Genomic DNA, 15,464 nt, shown 5'->3' with positions numbered 1-15,464 from the left:
GCACGAGGGGTGTCCCTGGGTAGGGGTGGGTGTAGACTGGGGGGCGTTGAGGGGGATTGGCGAGGCCTCTCGGGGGCCGGCTTTCTTTCCCACGGAAAACCACCCCCCCCCGCACGCAGAAACGGCCATCGCGCTCAGAGCGGGAGCTTGAAACCGACGTGTGATGCGGTGAAGCCGAGCCGCTCGTAGAAGCGGTGCGCGTCGGTGCGGGTCACGTCGGAGGTGAGCTGGACCAACTGGCAGCGCTGCCGCCTGGATTCGTCGATCGCCCACTCGATGAGCTGCGTTCCGAGACCGCTGCCGCGCTCGTCGGCGTGGACGCGTACGCCCTCGATGATCGAGCGGGTCGCTCCCTTGCGGGAGAGGCCGGGAACGACCGTGAGCTGCAGGGTGCCGACGACCCGGTCCTCGCGCACGGCCACCATCAGATGCTGGTTCGGATCACCGCTGAGGCGTTCCAGCGCGGCGAGGTACGGCGTCAGATCGTCGGGCGACTCCCGCTGGGCTCCCAGCGGATCATCCGCGAGCATGGCGACGACGGCCAGGACATCGGCTGCGACTGCGGGTCGAATCTCAAGATCTCCCATGACGGCACCCTACGCAGGCGTGGCCGTCGCCTGTGGGCAGGGCTGCCGCAGGAGGCCGTAGCTACGCCGGCACGCTCACGGACTCCACGACCCGGACCAGTGGGACCAACTCGGGAACCTCCGCCGCGGCGTCGAGTGCCTCACGCAGGGCGGCGTCATTGGTGGGACGTGCCGCTTCCAGCAGGTTGAGCCCTGCCTCGCTGACGTTCGTGTAGATGCCGCGGCGGTCGGTCGGGCACAGGTAGCGGGACAGGAGCCCGCGGTCCTCGAGCCGGGTGACCAGTCGGGTGGTAGCGCTCTGGCTGAGAACGACCGCATCGGCGACCTGCTTCATCTGCAGGTGGCCGCCCTCGCCGTCGTGCTGCCGGCTGAGCACGTCGAGCAGGGAGTACTCCCGCACGCTCAGGTCGTGCCTGGCCTGCAGGGCGCGCTCGATGTGCGCCTCGATCCTGCCGTGCAACAGGGAAAGGGCGCACCAGCCCTGGGCTAGGGCGGTGAGTGCGGGGTCCGTCGCTGTCATGGCGTGTTTCCTCCGTCCTGGAGCGGCTGAACCCAGGATAGAGCACAGATGCAATAGACGTCGTTTGCATGTAGCCCGCGTGTGCAACTATTGTGGGCGCACGCAAAGCGCTCCTGCAATCGTCTGGGAAGGTGCATCCACCCATGCCTCTCGCGCTTCTGGCCCTCGCGATCGGGGCCTTCGGAATCGGCACCACAGAATTCGTGATCATGGGCGTACTGCCCCAGGTCGCGGACGACTTCGGTGTCTCCATCCCCACGGCCGGGCTTCTGGTGACCGGCTACGCGCTCGGTGTCGTGATCGGCGCCCCGATCATGACCGCGCTGGGCACGAAGGTGTCCCGCAAGCGGATGCTGATGCTGCTGATGGGGCTGTTCGTCCTCGGCAACCTGCTCTCGGCCGTCGCCCCGGCCTTCGGCCTGATGCTCGTGGGCCGCGTTGTCGCCTCCTTGGTCCACGGAGCCTTCTTCGGCATCGGTTCGGTGGTTGCCGCGGAGCTGGTCGCCCCGGAGAAGAAGGCCGGTGCCATCGCCATGATGTTCAGCGGGCTCACCATCGCCAACGTGGTCGGTGTCCCGTTCGGCACCCTGATCGGGCAGTCCGCCGGCTGGCGCGTCACCTTCGCCGGAGTGGCCGTGCTCGGCGTGATCGGATTCCTCGGTATCGCGAGGCTGGTGCCCGACATGCCGAAGCCGGAGGGCGTCCACCTCCGGGACGAACTGGCCGCGTTCAAGAACGTGCAGGTGCTGCTCGCCATGGCGATGACCGTCCTCGGTTTCGGAGGCGTCTTCGCCGCCATCACCTACATCGCGCCGATGATGACGCACGTCGCGGGATTCGCCGAGGGCTCCGTCACGTGGCTCCTGGTCCTCTTCGGTCTCGGCATGGTCGGCGGCAACCTCGTCGGCGGCAAATTCGCCGACCGTGCCCTGATGCCGATGCTGTACGTGTCCCTGGGCGGCCTCGCACTGGTGCTCGCGCTCTTCACGCTCACCGCGCACAACAAGATCCTCGCGGCCGTCACGATCGCGTTGATCGGCGCGCTCGGCTTCGCGACCGTGCCACCGCTGCAGAAGCGCGTCCTCGACCAGGCCCACGGCGCTCCGACGCTCGCCTCCGCCGTGAACATCGGTGCCTTCAATCTGGGCAACGCCCTGTCCGCCTGGCTCGGCGGCATCGTCATCGCGGCGGGCCTCGGTTACACCGCCCCGAACTGGGTGGGGGCCGTCCTCGCCGCGGCTGCCCTGGTTCTGGCCGTGGTCTCGGCCGCCCTGGAGCGCCGGGCCGGGGCAGGCAGCACGGTGCCCGCGAGGGCCGTGCCCGCCGAGCGGCGCGCCGCCGTCCACCACTGACCCGGCTCTGCCGGCTGCGCAACCGGGGCTGTCCCCGCCTTCCGGCTCGGGACACCGCCACCGCCGACCTCGTCGACGCGGTCCAGCCCGGCGGCCCCTTCCACACCCTGCCCACCGCGCTCGACCGTCCGCTGCTGTTCATCGCGGGCGGGGTACCGGTCCACCGTGACGGCCGGCTGATCGGTGCGATCGGGGTCGGCGGTGGACCACCCGAGCAGGACCACGGTTTCGCCACCGCGGCCGTGGAGGCCCTTGCGTGACTCGGGCCCGCTAGTGCAGGAGCCGGTCCCCGTGCTGTGGGACCGGCTCCTTCGATGTTGCCCCCTCAGCCCGCCGCCACGGTCAACGGGGCGAAGCGCCGCGTCCAGTCACCGGGCAGTTCCGGGATCCCGTACGTCATGACCGCGTTGAAGGCGACGGGCTCCAGGCCGTGGTCCTTGGCCCAGTTCAGGAGTTCACCGTGGCGGACGTCGATGTCGGTGCGCAGGGGACGGTCCGTGTGCGCCGCCAGTGAGGCGATGAGCGCCTTGGCCGTCTCCGTGTCCCGGGCGATCAGCGGACCCACGACGTGGGTCTCCATGTTCGGCCAGGCGGCCGCGTAGCCGGTGATGCGGCCCTTCTCCTCGGCGACGCGCAGCTGATCCGCGAAGGCCGGCAGCCGGGTGATCACGGGGGTGCGGTCGCAGCCGAAGACCTCTTCGTCCAACCGCAGGAGGGCGGGGAGATCCTCGGCGGTCGCGGGGCGCGTGGTGACCTGCGGCGCCTCCCCGTCCAGGACGAAGTGGCCCCAGACCATCTCGGCCCGACCGGTGGTCTTGAAGCCCAGCTCCTCGTAGAGAGGCCGGCCGTAGGGGGTCGCGTGGAGCGTCAGGGGCGTGGGGCCCATTTCTGCGACGACATGGCGCATCAACCGGCGGCCGACACCCTGGCGCGCGTACCGGTCGGCGACGAGCACCATGCCGATCGCGCTCAGGTCGGGGCGGTCCCGTGGTCCGTACCCGGTGACGACACAAGCGGCGACGAGCCCGCCCAGGGGATCGTCGATGCCGTATCCGGTTCCCGCCGTCAGCAGGAAACCCCATTTGTGTTCTTCGCGGGGCCATCCGCGGTTCTCGGACAGGTCGGCGCAAGCAGTGAGATCACGGAGCGTCAGACGGCGGATGGGCAGAGCAGCGAGGGAAGGTGTCGACACGCAGGTCAGGCTGTACGACAGGCACCCATGACGTCCACCGGTTTGCACGGACACGACTGTTCTTTTGGCCAGTTCACGCAAGGCCGCACCGGCGCGGAGTCGATGTTTCACGTGAAACACCGCACGTCAACCAAAGGATCCGCCCGTCCGTCGAAGGGAATTGCGGAATTGACGGCTGGACCACCGAATTCGGGATCGAGCAGGGGAAGACTTGTGCGCGTGCCGTCGGCCGGTAGGGTCGACTCCGATTCGCGTGCGGGCGGGGGACGGAACTTCCGATCGCGAGTACAGACCGAGGCAGCGTAACGGGACGGAGAGATCGAAGACCGCGCTTTTCGTTATGAGGACGACCGCCGGTCGACGATGGGACGCTGCGGGAGGGTGGTGCGGCCAATGTCACACTCTTGTCTTACTTGTCCGTAAGGGGCAGTAATCCGGCTTGAATGTGGCCGCATTGACCGACGGGACTGAACGGGGATGCAAAGGGCACCGTCTGCGGGGGAAAGCAGGCATCTCCCCCGAGGAGGTGCGCAGACCGACCGAAAGATGTTCGAGGCGAGGCACACCATGGACGCTCCGACCACAACGCCGGCCGACAACGGCGCACCCGGCGGCGACGGCGGAGGCGGTTGGTTCACACCGCGCACCAAGCCCGAGTCCCCCACCGGGGAGACGCACGCGCCCGAGGGCAGCCGTCTGGCGGGCATGAGGCCGCGCGGCAGGTCCGTGCCCGGCGAGAGTGCGGCGGGGCCGGAACGAATAGGGGAGACGCCGTCCGTCGTACCCCCTGCCGAGGTGACACCCGCGGCCGCTGCGCCCGGCGAGGCACCCCGGCCCGCCCCTGCCCCATCCGTAGAGACGCGCCGGTCCGGCCCTGTCCCTGCCGGGGTTCCGCGGTCCGAGCCCACGCATGGAGCCACCCGCCCGGCGGCCGACTCCGCAGAGACCGAACGGCACACCCCTCGCCCGTATGCCCCGGTTCCCGAACCGCCCGAGCCCGCGGAGCGTCCTGGGCCCGTGGCGTCCGCTTCCCCCGACGCGGTGCTGATCCAGCGGACCATGGCGGAGATCGGCCCGGTCGCCGACAAGGTCACCTCGTACTTCTACGCGCTGCTCTTCGTGCGCCACCCCGATCTGCGGTCGCTCTTCCCGGCGGCGATGGACACACAGCGGGACCGGTTGCTCAGGGCCCTGCTCACCGCGGCCGAGCACATCGACAACACCGACGTCCTTGTTGCGTATTTGCAGAACCTCGGCCGGGGCCACCGCAAGTACGGCACGCGTCCCGAGCACTACCCGGCCGTCGGCGAGTGCCTCATCGGTTCGCTGAGCCGGTACGCCTCCTCGGTCTGGGACGAGCAGACCGAGGCGGCCTGGGTGCGGGCGTACACGACGATCTCCCAGGTCATGATCGACGCGGCGGCCGCCGACGAGCTGCGTGCTCCGGCCTGGTGGCACGCGGAAGTCGTGTCGCACGAACTGCGGACCCCGGACATCGCCGTGCTCACCGTGCGCCCGGACCAGCCCTACCCCTTCCTCGCCGGTCAGTACGCAAGCATGGAGACGCCCTGGTGGCCGCGGATCTGGCGGCACTACTCGTTCGCCTCGGCACCGCGCTCCGACGGGCTGCTGTCGTTCCACGTGAAAGCGGTCCCGGCGGGCTGGGTGTCCAACGCGCTGGTCCACCGCGCCCGGCCCGGCGACATCGTCCGGCTCGGCCCGCCGGCCGGCACGATGACCGTCGACCACACCACGGAGAGCGGGCTGCTCTGCCTGGGCGGCGGCACCGGCATAGCCCCCATCAAGGCCCTGGTCGAGGATGTCGCCGAGCACGGCGAGCGGCGCCCCGTGGAGGTCTTCTACGGCGCTCGTACGGGGCACGACCTGTATGACATCGACACGATGCTGCGGCTCCAGCAGAGCCATCCCTGGCTGTCGGTGCGTCCGATCGTCGACCAGCAGGCGCACCTGCAGCTCCCCGATGCCGTACGCGAGTACGGGCCGTGGAACGAATACGACGCCTACCTCGCCGGCCCCCCAGGCATGATCCGCAGCGGGGTGGACGCGCTGAGGGACATCGGCATCCCGTCGAACCGCATCAGGCACGACTCGGTGGAGGAACTGGTCTCGGCGGGCTCCTGAGGCCGAGTACCGAGGGCGCAGCCCGTACGAACGTCAGCCCAGATCCGGCGCGTGCATCGCCCGCACACCCTCGATGTTGGCGTCGAGGTAGTGCCGCAGGGACAGCGGGACGAGGTGCACGGAGGCGATGCCGACCCGGGTGAAGGGGATCCGCACGATCTCGTACTCGCCGCACGGGTCGTCCACCTCCGGCCCGTGCCGCTGAGCGGGATCCATGGACTCGAGGTGGCAGACGAAGAAGTGCTGCACCTTCACGCCGGTCGCGCCCCCGTCCTCCCCGATGTGCTCGACGGTGTCCACGAAGCAGGGCACCACGTCGATGATCTTGGCGCCGAGTTCCTCGTGGAGCTCCCGGTGGAGTGCGTCGACGACGGTCGTGTCCTCCGGCTCGACCCCGCCACCGGGGGTGAGCCAGTAGGGATCGACACCGGGCTTGGTCCGTTTGATCAGAATGAGGTCGTCGCCATCGAGCAGGATGGCGCGGGCGGTGCGCTTGACCACGGGTCGGACGGTCATGGGAGGAATGTGGCCCGGCTGGTTCCACGTGAAACATCGCGACGCTGCGGGAGCGCCAGAAGGGCTCTCACGCCGTCGCCTGTCGACGGGAGGGCCGAGCCGGCCTCGCCCCTCAGTTCCACTCCCCAGCGGCGCGCAGCAGCCACTCGTACGCCCGCGCGATGTGCGGCATGGCCAGAGTTCCGGTGCGTACCACCAGGAAGTACGTCCGCAGCGGTGGTACCGCCGGATCGAACAGCGCCACGACGTCACCGGCGCCCAGTGCCGCAGCGCACAGATAGCGCGGCAGCACCGCGAGGCCCGCACCCGCTGCCGCACAGGCGAGGACGGCGCGCAGGTCGGGCACGACGACCGTGCCCGAGGCGGCGGGGCGGGAGTCGAAGACGGAGGCCCAGTAGCGGGTGACGAGCGGCAGCGACTCGTGCACCTCGACCACGGGGAGGCCTTCCAAGGCGCATGAACCCTTGCGGCGGAGCTTTCCGGCACCGATGCGGGCGGCCCAGCGTGGAGCGGCGACCAGGACGTGTTCCTCGTCGCAGAGCGGAGTCGCGGTGAGCAGGGCACCACGGGGCCGGGCCGTCGTGATGGCCAGATCATGATGTCCGGCGGCGAGTCCCTCGAGTGCCTGCTCGGCGTTTCCGAAGGAGGCGCGCAGCGCCAAACCCTGGCCGTCGTCGCCGGTGAGCGCCGTCAGGGCGGGCAGGGCCCGTTCCGCGGTGAACTCCGGAGGCCCGGCGAGATGGAGTGTGCGCCGGGGCGATTCCTCGTCGAGGCCGCTCTCGGCGATCTCCACCAGGGCGTCCAGATGCGGGGCGGCCTTGTGGGCGAGCTCGTCGCCCATCGTCGTGGGAGTCACTCCGCGGGCCTGGCGCAGGAAAAGGGGCCGCCCCAACTGGCTCTCCAGGGTGCGGATCTGAGAGGTCACGGCGGGTTGCGAGAGGCCCAGGAGCGCGGCGGCGCGAGTGAAGGAGCCGGCCCGGTGCACGGTCACGAAGGTGCGCAGCAGGGCCAGATCCATCCTGCCCCTCCCCTCCCAGCACCCCCGCGCGGACCCCAACTATAAATAAGTCGATAGGTCTCTGTCGCTACCGTGATTGGACACTGACACCAAGTCAACTAGCCTTCCTCGAACGGTTCTTCGCGCGCAGAGCCGTGACGGTCCGAGCCACGAGGGGGAGGCTCGGACCGTCTTGCGCGCGGAGCGGAAAACCTTCGCCGTCGTCCCGCGCACCAGCGGACCGGCCGGCTGCTCAGGAGGCGGTCACTGCGCCGACTCGTCGAGCGCGCGCAGCACGTCCGCCACGAGGTCCTGCGGGTCCTCTGCGCCGGCCGAGAAACGGATGAAGCCCTCCGGCACCGCGTCCCCGCCCCACCGGCCGCGCCGCTCCGCCGTGGACCGCACCCCGCCGAAGCTGGTCGCTTCGTCCACGAGCCGCAGCGCGCCCAGAAAACGATCGGCACGCGCACGCGTGGGCAGCGTGAAGGACACCACGCATCCGAAGCGCCGCATCTGCTGCGAGGCGATCTTGTGCGAGGGGTCGTCGGACAGCCCGGGATAGCGCAGCCCGCTCACCTCGGAGCGGCCGCGCAGCGCCTCGGCGATCATGAGGGCGTTGGCGTTCTGCCGGTCGGCACGCAACTGGAGCGTGGCGAGCGAGCGGTGCGCCAGCCAGGCCTCCATGGGGCCGGGAATCGCCCCCACGATCTTGCGCCAGCGGCGCACGGGGACCATCAGCTCGGCGTCGCGCCCGCTGACGTAGCCGAGCAGGACATCGCCGTGCCCGGTGAGCATCTTGGTGCCGCTGGCCACGGAGAAGTCGGCGCCCAGTTCCAGCGGTCGCTGGCCGAGAGGGGTCGCCAGGGTGTTGTCGACGGCGACGAGGGTCCCCTGTGCGTGAGCGGCCGCGACGAGCCGCCGCACGTCGCAGACGTCGAGCCCCGGGTTCGAGGGGGTCTCGATCCACAGCAGCTTCGCTCCGTCGAGAACGTCGAGCTGCGCGTCGCCTGCGGTCGGCGCGGTGCGCACCTCGATGCCGTAGGCGGTCAGCTGCTCGCGCACCAGGGGCAGCACCTGGTAACCGTCGTCCGGAAGGACCACGACGTCGCCGGCGGCCAGCTGGGAGAAGAGGACCGCCGAAATGGCGGCCATGCCCGACGGGAAGGCGAGCGTGGTGACATCACTCCGCGAGGGTGCCTCGAGCTCGCCGATCGCGCGCTCCAGGAGCGTCCAGGTCGGGTTCTCGTCCCGGCCGTAGGTGTACGGGCCCGTGGGGTCGCCCGGCAGATGGAAGTGCGCCGCGAAGACGGGCCCCGGGAGGGTCGGCTCGTACTTGACGGGTTCGGGCAGTCCGGCCCGCACCGCGCGCGTGCCGTCACCGGTCTCCGTACCGAAATCCCCGGATGTCATGCTGCCCGTCCCTTCACGTGCCGGTCTGTCGAGGCGGGCAGTTCCGCTGCTCGCCGCCTCCACCCTCTCAGGGCATCCCTCGAAGCAGTTCATACGTCCGTCATACGGATCGGTGGCGTCCGCATACGCCGCCGCCCGACGGGCACTCAGTCCTCGCTGTCGGGCAGGACGACGTTCAGTGCCCAGGACACCACCGAGATGATCAGACCGCCCAGCACGGCCGTCCAGAACCCGTCGACGTGGAAACCGAGGTCGAGCTTGTCGGCCAGCCACGAGGTCAGCAGCAGCATCAGGGCGTTGACCACGAGGGTGATCAGGCCGAGGGTGAGGATGAAGAGCGGGAACGTCAGGACTTTGACGACCGGCTTGACCAGGACGTTCACCAGGCCGAAAACCAGCGCGACCAGGATCAGAGTGCCGGCTTTCCTGCCGGTGCTGTCACCGGTCAGGGTGATCTTGTCGAGCAGCCATACGGCGACGGCCAGGGCGCCCGCGTTGGCGATCGTCTTGACTACGAAATTCTTCATGTGTCTGATCGTGGCAGAAGAGATCGATTCATCAGTACGGCCGTGACGGCGGCCGGCTGCGCACAGGAGCGGACGAGGTCGATGAAGGCATTCCGGCTGGACGAACTGGAGGCGGAGCGCGCCGCCAACGACGGCGCGTATCTGCAGTTCCTGCGCGAGCGGAACATGTCCGCGGGCCTGTACGCGCTCGACGCGGGCGAAGTGGATCCGCAGAAGCCCCATCAGCAGGACGAGGTGTACCTCGTCGTCAGCGGGCGCGCCTCGATCACGGTCGGCCTGGAGACGACCCAGGTCGGGCGCGGCAGTGTCGTCTACGTCCCCGCGGGGGTGGCCCACAAGTTCCACCACATCACCGAGGACCTGCGGGTTCTGGTGGTGTTCTCTCCGCCCGAGAGCTGAGTTCCGCCTCAGGGTTCCCTAGGGGACCGATCAGGGGCGGACAAGGGGCGCCGGGCCCCCGCCGGGCCCCTTCCCGGCCCTAGCATCGAAGGCAGGACGTCGGAGATGCCGGAAGTCGGTGATTCCGGAACGCGAAGAACCCGGAATCACTGCCCCGGACCCGGGGCGACGGGGCGGAGAGGCAAGGACGGGGCGATGCGAGAGATCTTCAGCAGTATGCCGTGGTGGGTGAAGTGGATCGCGGTGCCGGTCATCGCCCTGGTCGTGTTCGGCGGCGTGATAGTCAGCGTCGTCAGCGTGGTGATCTGGCTGCTCTTCAAGGTGTTGGTCTTCGTCGCGCTGGTGGGCGGACTGATCTATGTCGTACGGAAGTTCATGTCGAGTTCCTCGTCGCGCAGCGACTGGTGACGCCGAACCGAGTCTCCCGCGTCGGTAACGGGGAGCGGGTCACCAGAAGCTGAGGTTCCCTCGGCAGGGGGAAGTTTCCCGCCAGGGCGGCCGGTGAGTGGTGGCAGGCGGTTAAAGTCCGGATTCGACGCGGGGTCGACCCCCGCGGGCGGCGCACACCCCTCCCGTGTCCCCCCGCACGGGCGGCCCTCCTCGCGCTCCGGGAGTGACCCTTGGCCACGGTTGACACCGCACCCGCAGAATCACCCGCTCCACCCGTCCAGCGGTCGAACGTCTCGGCGGGGACGCGGGTCCCGCCCGTCCAGCCGCGGACGTCGCCCACCGAGGCCGCGTCCCCGGAACCGCACTCCACGACCCTCATCGGTTCCGTGCAGCGCGCGATGCGGCTGCTGGAGGCCGTGGCCGCACGGGAGAGCGGAGCCCCCGCCAAACAGCTCGCCCGCGAGGCGGGGCTCGCGCTTCCCACGGCGTACCACCTGCTGCGCACGCTGGTGCACGAGGGTTATCTGCGCCGCGAGAAGGGGCTCTTCCACCTCGGCGAGGCGGCCGAGCGGCTGAGCAGCAGCGGAGCCCAGCAGAAACGTCGCAGCACGGTGAACGACGCGCTGGCCCGGTGGAGCGAAACCCTCGGCGTACCCGTCTACTACGCCGTCTACCGCGACGGTGAGATCGAGGTCGTGTCCGTCGCCGACACCCCGGGCAGCCCGGCGGTCGAGGAGTGGGCGGACTTCCGGGAGACCGGGCACGCCCACGCGATCGGCCAGTGCCTGCTGTCCCAACTGGACGGGCAGGCGCGGCGGGACCACCTCGACCGCTACCCGGTGCAGTCCCTCACTCCGAACACGGTGCGTGACGAACGCACCTTGCTGCGCCGCCTGGAAAGGACGGGGCGGATGGAACCGATCGTCGAGCGGCAGGAATACGCCCTGGGGACGGTATGTGCGGCACTCCCCATCACCGCCGGGGCAACCGCCGGGACCGTGGCCATTTCCCTGCCCTTTCATCAGGTCGAGCGGCTGCTGCCGGCGGCCCGGCAACTCCAGGCCGAGATCGGCCGGATGCTGGGGGCGCTGACGATCTCTATCAGCATCTGAAAACTCACTCCTTGTGATATGCCGTGTACGGTGAGCAAGATGCCAGCGGTGTCAGGAGGATGATTCCTGGCGAGTCGGCGGCAAATGACGGGGTTGACGATGCGTGAGTCGGTGCAGGCAGAGGTCATGATGAGCTTTCTCGTCTCGGAGGAGCTCTCGTTCCGCATTCCGGTGGAGCTCCGCTACGAGACCAGTGATCCCTTCGCTGTGCGGCTGACCTTTCATCTGCCGGGTGATGCCCCGGTGACCTGGGCGTTCGGGCGGGAGCTCCTGATCGACGGCGTGGGGCGGCCGTGCGGTGACGGAGATGTGCACATCGCCCCGGCCGACCCCGAGGCGTTCGGCGAGGTGCTGATCCGGCTTCAGGTCGGCTGCGACCACGCGCTGTTCCGGTCGGGCGCCGCCCCACTCGTGGCCTTTCTCGACCGTACGGACAAGCTGGTGCCCCTGGGGCAGGAGTGTTCCCTCGCCGACTTCGACACCCATCTCGACGAGGCCCTCGACCGCATCCTGGCGGAGGAGCAGAGCGCGGGCTGAAGCCGCCGGGCCCTTCCGAGGGGATGTACGGCTTCCTCACCCCTCAGTGCTTGCGGCGCCGGCCCTTCCCGCTACGCGCCGGGGTTTTGACACCGGTGGGTGCCGCGGCCCCCGCGGCCTCCTTGCGGTCCGCGGACACCACCAGAGCGGCCAGCGCGGTGGTCACCGGAACCGAGGCCACCAGACCGATCGAGCCGACCAGGGTGCGCACGATCTCCTCGGCCACCAGCTCGCTGTTGGCCACCGTACCGACGCTGCTCTGAGCGATCGAGAAGAGCAGCAACAGGGGCAGGGCCGCGCCCGCGTACGCCAGTACCAGGGTGTTGACGACGGAGGCGATGTGGTCGCGGCCGATCCGGATGCCCGCCCGGTACAGCCCACGCCAGCCCAGGGTCGGGTCCGCCTGGTGCAGCTCCCAGACGGCGGAGGTCTGGGTGACCGTCACATCGTCGAGCACACCGAGCGAGCCGATGATGACGCCCGCGAGCAGCAGACCGCTCATGTCGATGGACGGATACAGACCGTGGATCAGGCCCGTGTTGTCGTCCACGTTGCCGGTCAGTGCGGCCCAGTCGATGAATCCCGAACCGAGTACGCCGATCAGCAGCAGCGAGAGCAGCGTGCCGAGCACCGCGACCGAGGTGCGGGCCGACAGGCCGTGACACATGTAGAGCGCGATCAACATGATCGCGCTGGCTCCGACCACCGCCACGACCAGCGGATTCGAGCCCTGCAGAATCGCGGGCAGGATGAAGGACGTCAGGATGAGAAAGCTCACGGCCAGCGCGACCAGCGCCATGAGTCCGCGCAGCCGACCCACCACCACGACGGCCAGCGCGAAGATCCCGGCGAGCAACGCCATGGGGAACTTGCGGTTCACGTCGGTGACCGAGTACTGCAGGTTCGCGGGCGCGGAGGGTTCGTACGCGACGACGACCTTCTCGCCCTGGTGCAACTGCCGTGACTGGTCCGGCTGGACGATCTCGGTGAACGTGCGGCCCTTGTCCTTGCCGGTGTCGATCCTGATCGTCGCCTTCTTGCAGTCGCCCGTCGCCTGCTGCTGCGCGGAGGAGCCCTCGGCGGTGGAGGTGTCACCGGTCGGGGTGTCTCCCGAGGCGTTGACGGACTTGCAGTCCACCTTGTCGACCCTGGTGACCGTGGCTTCCTGGGACTGCCGGTCGAAACCGACGCCCGTGCGCTCGTGCGAGGGCGCGCCGCCCGGCCACAGCACCACAAGACCCACCACGACCGCGGCCGCGAAGGGGATCAGCACCGCGGCGATGACCTTGCGCAGATGCCGGGAGACCGGGGCGGCGGGTCCGTGGCTGTGCGAGTGACCGTGCCCGCCGCCGCCGTGACCGCCTCCGTGGCCCGGCCCGTCGTTGCCTCCCCCGTCCGGACCGCCCCCGCCGTCCGGACCCCTGCCGCCGCCTGATGTCGGGCCGCTTCCGCCACCCACCCGTCCGCTTCGGGAACTGTCACCGGGACCGGAACCGGGACCGGAACCGGGACCGGAACCGGGCCCGTGTCCGTGTCCGGGTGCGTGTCCAGGGCCGCGATTGGCTCCTGGGCCCGCGCCGTGCCCGTGCGGCGGCTCGGACGGTGGGAACGGGGGCTGCTGCGTCGTGGTCACCGACCGATCATCGCAAGAACGCAGGGGGCCCTCTGTTCACCGCGCCAGATATGACGCTAGCGTGGAGGCACCTTTGCACACGCGGGAGCTCGGAGCACCGGGCTGAGAGGGCGCTGACCTTCGTCTCAGCGATGTTTCACATGAAACATCGGCGGACGGACATCGCTGCGTCGACCGCTGAACCTGTTACCGGGTAATGCCGGCGTAGGGAGTAGGTCTCATGACCAACAAGGACGTAAGCACGCCTGTCTCCAGCCAGACGGACGGGGCACCCGCCTCGCTCCCGAACGGCGAGGCCGGGAAGTCCATCGGATGGCACAAGGCGTACGTCGAGGGTTCGCGCCCCGACCTGCGGGTGCCGGTCCGTCAGGTGCACCTCACAAACGGGCAGTCGGTCACGCTGTACGACACCTCCGGCCCGTACACCGATCCGGCCGTCGACACCGACGTACGCAGGGGACTGGCGCCGCTGCGCGAGAACTGGATCATCGCGCGCGGTGACACCGAGGAGTACGCGGGCCGTGCCGTGCGCCCCGAGGACGACGGCATCAAGCACACCTCACCACGAGGCGGGCTGCGCAACCTGGACGCGGTCTTTCCCGGACGGCCCCGTCAGCCGCGCCGGGGGCGACCCGGAGAGGCCGTCACGCAACTCGCGTACGCCCGCCGAGGCGAGATCACCCCCGAGATGGAGTTCGTGGCGGTCCGCGAGAACGTCGCCCCCGAAGTCGTCCGCGAGGAGATCGCCGCCGGCCGGGCGGTCCTGCCCGCGAACGTCAATCACCCGGAGATCGAGCCGATGATCATCGGCAAGCGGTTCCTGGTGAAGGTGAACGCCAACATCGGCAACTCGGCGGTCACGTCCTCCATCGAGGAGGAGGTGGACAAGATGACCTGGGCCACCCAGTGGGGCGCGGACACGGTCATGGACCTGTCCACCGGGCGCAACATCCACACCACCCGCGAGTGGGTGCTGCGGAACTCCCCCGTGCCCATCGGCACCGTGCCGCTGTACCAGGCGCTGGAGAAGGTCGACGGCCGTGCCGAGGAGCTCACCTGGGAGATCTACAAGGACACGGTCATCGAGCAGGCCGAGCAGGGCGTGGACTACATGACGGTCCACGCGGGCGTACGTCTGCAGTACGTGCCGCTCACCGCCAACCGCAAGACCGGCATCGTCTCGCGAGGCGGCTCGATCATGGCGGCCTGGTGCCTCGCGCACCACAAGGAGAGCTTCCTCTACGAGAACTTCGAGGAACTCTGCGAGATTCTCGCCGCCTACGACGTCACGTACTCGCTCGGCGACGGGCTGCGGCCCGGGTCGATCGCCGACGCCAACGACGCAGCGCAGTTCGCGGAGTTGAGGACGCTCGGGGAACTCAACAGGATCGCGAAGCGTTTTCACGTACAGACCATGATCGAGGGCCCGGGGCATGTCCCCATGCACAAGATCAAGGAGAACATCGACCTTCAGCAGGAGATATGCGATGAAGCTCCGTTCTATACGCTCGGCCCGCTGACGACGGACGTCGCCCCGGCGTACGACCACATCACCTCCGGCATCGGTGCCGCGATGATCGCCTGGTGGGGCACGGCGATGCTCTGCTACGTCACGCCCAAGGAGCACCTCGGACTGCCCAACCGTGACGACGTGAAGACCGGCGTCATCACGTACAAGATCGCGGCTCACGCGGCGGACCTCGCCAAGGGGCACCCGGGCGCGCAGGAGTGGGACGACGCACTGTCCGACGCCCGCTTCGAGTTCCGGTGGCAGGACCAGTTCAACCTGGCCCTCGATCCGGACACGGCGCGGGAGTTCCACGACGAGACGCTGCCGGCCGAGCCCGCCAAGACGGCCCACTTCTGCTCGATGTGCGGGCCGAAGTTCTGCTCCATGAAGATCTCGCACGACATCCGCCGTGAGCACGGGGGGTCGCCGGCGGAGATCGAGGAGGGCATGGCGCAGAAGTCCAAGGAGTTCGCGGCGGCGGGCAACCGGGTCTATCTCCCGCTGGCGGACTGAGCCCGGCCGGCCGAGTGCACGGCGGTGTCCCACGGGCGGTGGCCCGGCGGGACGCCGCCGCGGCTCACCGCCGGTTTCCGTGACCGGTGTCCCGGCCCACTGGTGCGCAGGCGGGATCGCCGCTTCG

General features: G+C 69.4%; 15 protein-coding genes and 1 pseudogene. 8 read left to right on the top strand and 8 right to left on the bottom strand.

What is annotated here, in order from left to right:
* Nucleotides 1-134: 134 nt before the first annotated feature.
* The gene (locus AC069T_RS11330) at nucleotides 135-587 is read right to left on the bottom strand and encodes a GNAT family N-acetyltransferase (protein WP_478782503.1); all 453 of its coding nucleotides are present in this window, start codon (nucleotides 585-587) and stop codon (nucleotides 135-137) included.
* A 61-nt stretch (nucleotides 588-648) separates the two neighbouring features.
* The gene (locus AC069T_RS11325; RefSeq protein ID WP_478782502.1) at nucleotides 649-1,107 is read right to left on the bottom strand and encodes a MarR family winged helix-turn-helix transcriptional regulator; all 459 of its coding nucleotides are present in this window, start codon (nucleotides 1,105-1,107) and stop codon (nucleotides 649-651) included.
* 143 nt (nucleotides 1,108-1,250) lie between these two features.
* Here AC069T_RS11325 and AC069T_RS11320 point away from each other — a divergent pair, with 143 nt between their 5' ends.
* Together AC069T_RS11320 and AC069T_RS11315 are read left to right on the top strand one after the other, a co-directional pair.
* A complete protein-coding gene (locus tag AC069T_RS11320) occupies nucleotides 1,251-2,459 on the top strand; it encodes an MFS transporter (protein ID WP_478782501.1) in 1,209 nt (402 codons plus the stop codon).
* A gap of 50 nt (nucleotides 2,460-2,509) precedes the next feature.
* Nucleotides 2,510-2,719: pseudogene (locus AC069T_RS11315) on the top strand (GlcG/HbpS family heme-binding protein); the annotation flags it as partial.
* Nucleotides 2,720-2,784: 65 nt separating this feature from the next.
* On the opposite strand, the gene AC069T_RS11310 reads toward AC069T_RS11315, so the two are convergent.
* Nucleotides 2,785-3,651, bottom strand: coding sequence for a GNAT family N-acetyltransferase (locus AC069T_RS11310; RefSeq protein WP_478782500.1), 867 nt, complete (start codon nucleotides 3,649-3,651; stop codon nucleotides 2,785-2,787).
* Between the two features lie 546 nt (nucleotides 3,652-4,197).
* Here AC069T_RS11310 and AC069T_RS11305 point away from each other — a divergent pair.
* Nucleotides 4,198-5,793: a globin domain-containing protein gene (locus AC069T_RS11305; protein ID WP_478782499.1), complete on the top strand. Its 1,596-nt coding sequence runs from the start codon at nucleotides 4,198-4,200 to the stop codon at nucleotides 5,791-5,793.
* Between the two features lie 33 nt (nucleotides 5,794-5,826).
* On the opposite strand, the gene AC069T_RS11300 is transcribed toward AC069T_RS11305, so the two are convergent.
* The 4 genes from AC069T_RS11300 to AC069T_RS11285 form a co-directional block, all read right to left on the bottom strand.
* Nucleotides 5,827-6,309: an NUDIX hydrolase gene (locus AC069T_RS11300; protein WP_358852271.1), complete on the bottom strand. Its 483-nt coding sequence runs from the start codon at nucleotides 6,307-6,309 to the stop codon at nucleotides 5,827-5,829.
* 112 nt (nucleotides 6,310-6,421) lie between these two features.
* Nucleotides 6,422-7,327, bottom strand: coding sequence for a LysR family transcriptional regulator (locus AC069T_RS11295; RefSeq protein WP_478782498.1), 906 nt, complete (start codon nucleotides 7,325-7,327; stop codon nucleotides 6,422-6,424).
* A gap of 243 nt (nucleotides 7,328-7,570) precedes the next feature.
* Nucleotides 7,571-8,716: a cystathionine gamma-lyase gene (locus tag AC069T_RS11290; RefSeq protein ID WP_478782497.1), complete on the bottom strand. Its 1,146-nt coding sequence runs from the start codon at nucleotides 8,714-8,716 to the stop codon at nucleotides 7,571-7,573.
* Nucleotides 8,717-8,862: 146 nt separating this feature from the next.
* Entirely contained in the window at nucleotides 8,863-9,243 is a 381-nt protein-coding gene (locus tag AC069T_RS11285; RefSeq protein WP_478782496.1) for a phage holin family protein, read from the bottom strand.
* An 81-nt stretch (nucleotides 9,244-9,324) separates the two neighbouring features.
* Between AC069T_RS11285 and AC069T_RS11280 the strand changes: the two genes are divergently transcribed.
* From AC069T_RS11280 to AC069T_RS11265, 4 genes are all read left to right on the top strand, one after another.
* Entirely contained in the window at nucleotides 9,325-9,642 is a 318-nt protein-coding gene (locus tag AC069T_RS11280; protein WP_358852274.1) for a cupin domain-containing protein, read from the top strand.
* Nucleotides 9,643-9,837: 195 nt separating this feature from the next.
* Nucleotides 9,838-10,050 carry a DUF5326 family protein gene (locus tag AC069T_RS11275; protein ID WP_478782495.1) on the top strand — a complete coding sequence of 71 codons (213 nt, stop codon included), beginning with the start codon at nucleotides 9,838-9,840 and terminating at the stop codon, nucleotides 10,048-10,050.
* Nucleotides 10,051-10,418: 368 nt separating this feature from the next.
* On the top strand, nucleotides 10,419-11,144 hold the full coding sequence (locus AC069T_RS11270) for an IclR family transcriptional regulator (protein ID WP_478782649.1): 726 nt from the start codon (nucleotides 10,419-10,421) through the stop codon (nucleotides 11,142-11,144).
* Between the two features lie 99 nt (nucleotides 11,145-11,243).
* Entirely contained in the window at nucleotides 11,244-11,681 is a 438-nt protein-coding gene (locus tag AC069T_RS11265; RefSeq protein ID WP_478782494.1) for an SsgA family sporulation/cell division regulator, read from the top strand.
* Between the two features lie 43 nt (nucleotides 11,682-11,724).
* On the opposite strand, the gene AC069T_RS11260 is transcribed toward AC069T_RS11265, so the two are convergent.
* Nucleotides 11,725-13,314, bottom strand: a complete 1,590-nt coding sequence (locus AC069T_RS11260) for a YibE/F family protein (RefSeq protein WP_478782493.1) — start codon at nucleotides 13,312-13,314, stop codon at nucleotides 11,725-11,727.
* A 220-nt stretch (nucleotides 13,315-13,534) separates the two neighbouring features.
* Between AC069T_RS11260 and thiC the strand changes: the two genes are divergently transcribed.
* Nucleotides 13,535-15,337, top strand: a complete 1,803-nt coding sequence (gene thiC, locus AC069T_RS11255; protein WP_478782492.1) for a phosphomethylpyrimidine synthase ThiC — start codon at nucleotides 13,535-13,537, stop codon at nucleotides 15,335-15,337.
* Nucleotides 15,338-15,464: the final 127 nt, after the last annotated feature.

The organism is Streptomyces sp. NPDC043867, from assembly GCF_056435845.1.
The sequence above is the reverse complement of the archived record's forward strand: the minus strand, read 5'-3'. Positions and strand labels throughout refer to the sequence as shown.

What these genes read in the sequence shown, in the direction of transcription:
- AC069T_RS11330 (WP_478782503.1), bottom strand. Translation starts at nt 587, where the DNA reads ATGGGAGATCTTGAGATTCGACCCGCAGTCGCAGCCGATGTCCTGGCC.
- AC069T_RS11325 (WP_478782502.1), bottom strand. Translation starts at nt 1,107, where the DNA reads ATGACAGCGACGGACCCCGCACTCACCGCCCTAGCCCAGGGCTGGTGC.
- AC069T_RS11320 (WP_478782501.1), top strand. Translation starts at nt 1,251, where the DNA reads ATGCCTCTCGCGCTTCTGGCCCTCGCGATCGGGGCCTTCGGAATCGGC.
- AC069T_RS11305 (WP_478782499.1), top strand. Translation starts at nt 4,198, where the DNA reads ATGTTCGAGGCGAGGCACACCATGGACGCTCCGACCACAACGCCGGCC.
- AC069T_RS11300 (WP_358852271.1), bottom strand. Translation starts at nt 6,309, where the DNA reads ATGACCGTCCGACCCGTGGTCAAGCGCACCGCCCGCGCCATCCTGCTC.
- AC069T_RS11295 (WP_478782498.1), bottom strand. Translation starts at nt 7,327, where the DNA reads ATGGATCTGGCCCTGCTGCGCACCTTCGTGACCGTGCACCGGGCCGGC.
- AC069T_RS11290 (WP_478782497.1), bottom strand. Translation starts at nt 8,716, where the DNA reads ATGACATCCGGGGATTTCGGTACGGAGACCGGTGACGGCACGCGCGCG.
- AC069T_RS11285 (WP_478782496.1), bottom strand. Translation starts at nt 9,243, where the DNA reads ATGAAGAATTTCGTAGTCAAGACGATCGCCAACGCGGGCGCCCTGGCC.
- AC069T_RS11280 (WP_358852274.1), top strand. Translation starts at nt 9,325, where the DNA reads ATGAAGGCATTCCGGCTGGACGAACTGGAGGCGGAGCGCGCCGCCAAC.
- AC069T_RS11275 (WP_478782495.1), top strand. Translation starts at nt 9,838, where the DNA reads ATGCGAGAGATCTTCAGCAGTATGCCGTGGTGGGTGAAGTGGATCGCG.
- AC069T_RS11265 (WP_478782494.1), top strand. Translation starts at nt 11,244, where the DNA reads ATGCGTGAGTCGGTGCAGGCAGAGGTCATGATGAGCTTTCTCGTCTCG.
- thiC (WP_478782492.1), top strand. Translation starts at nt 13,535, where the DNA reads ATGACCAACAAGGACGTAAGCACGCCTGTCTCCAGCCAGACGGACGGG.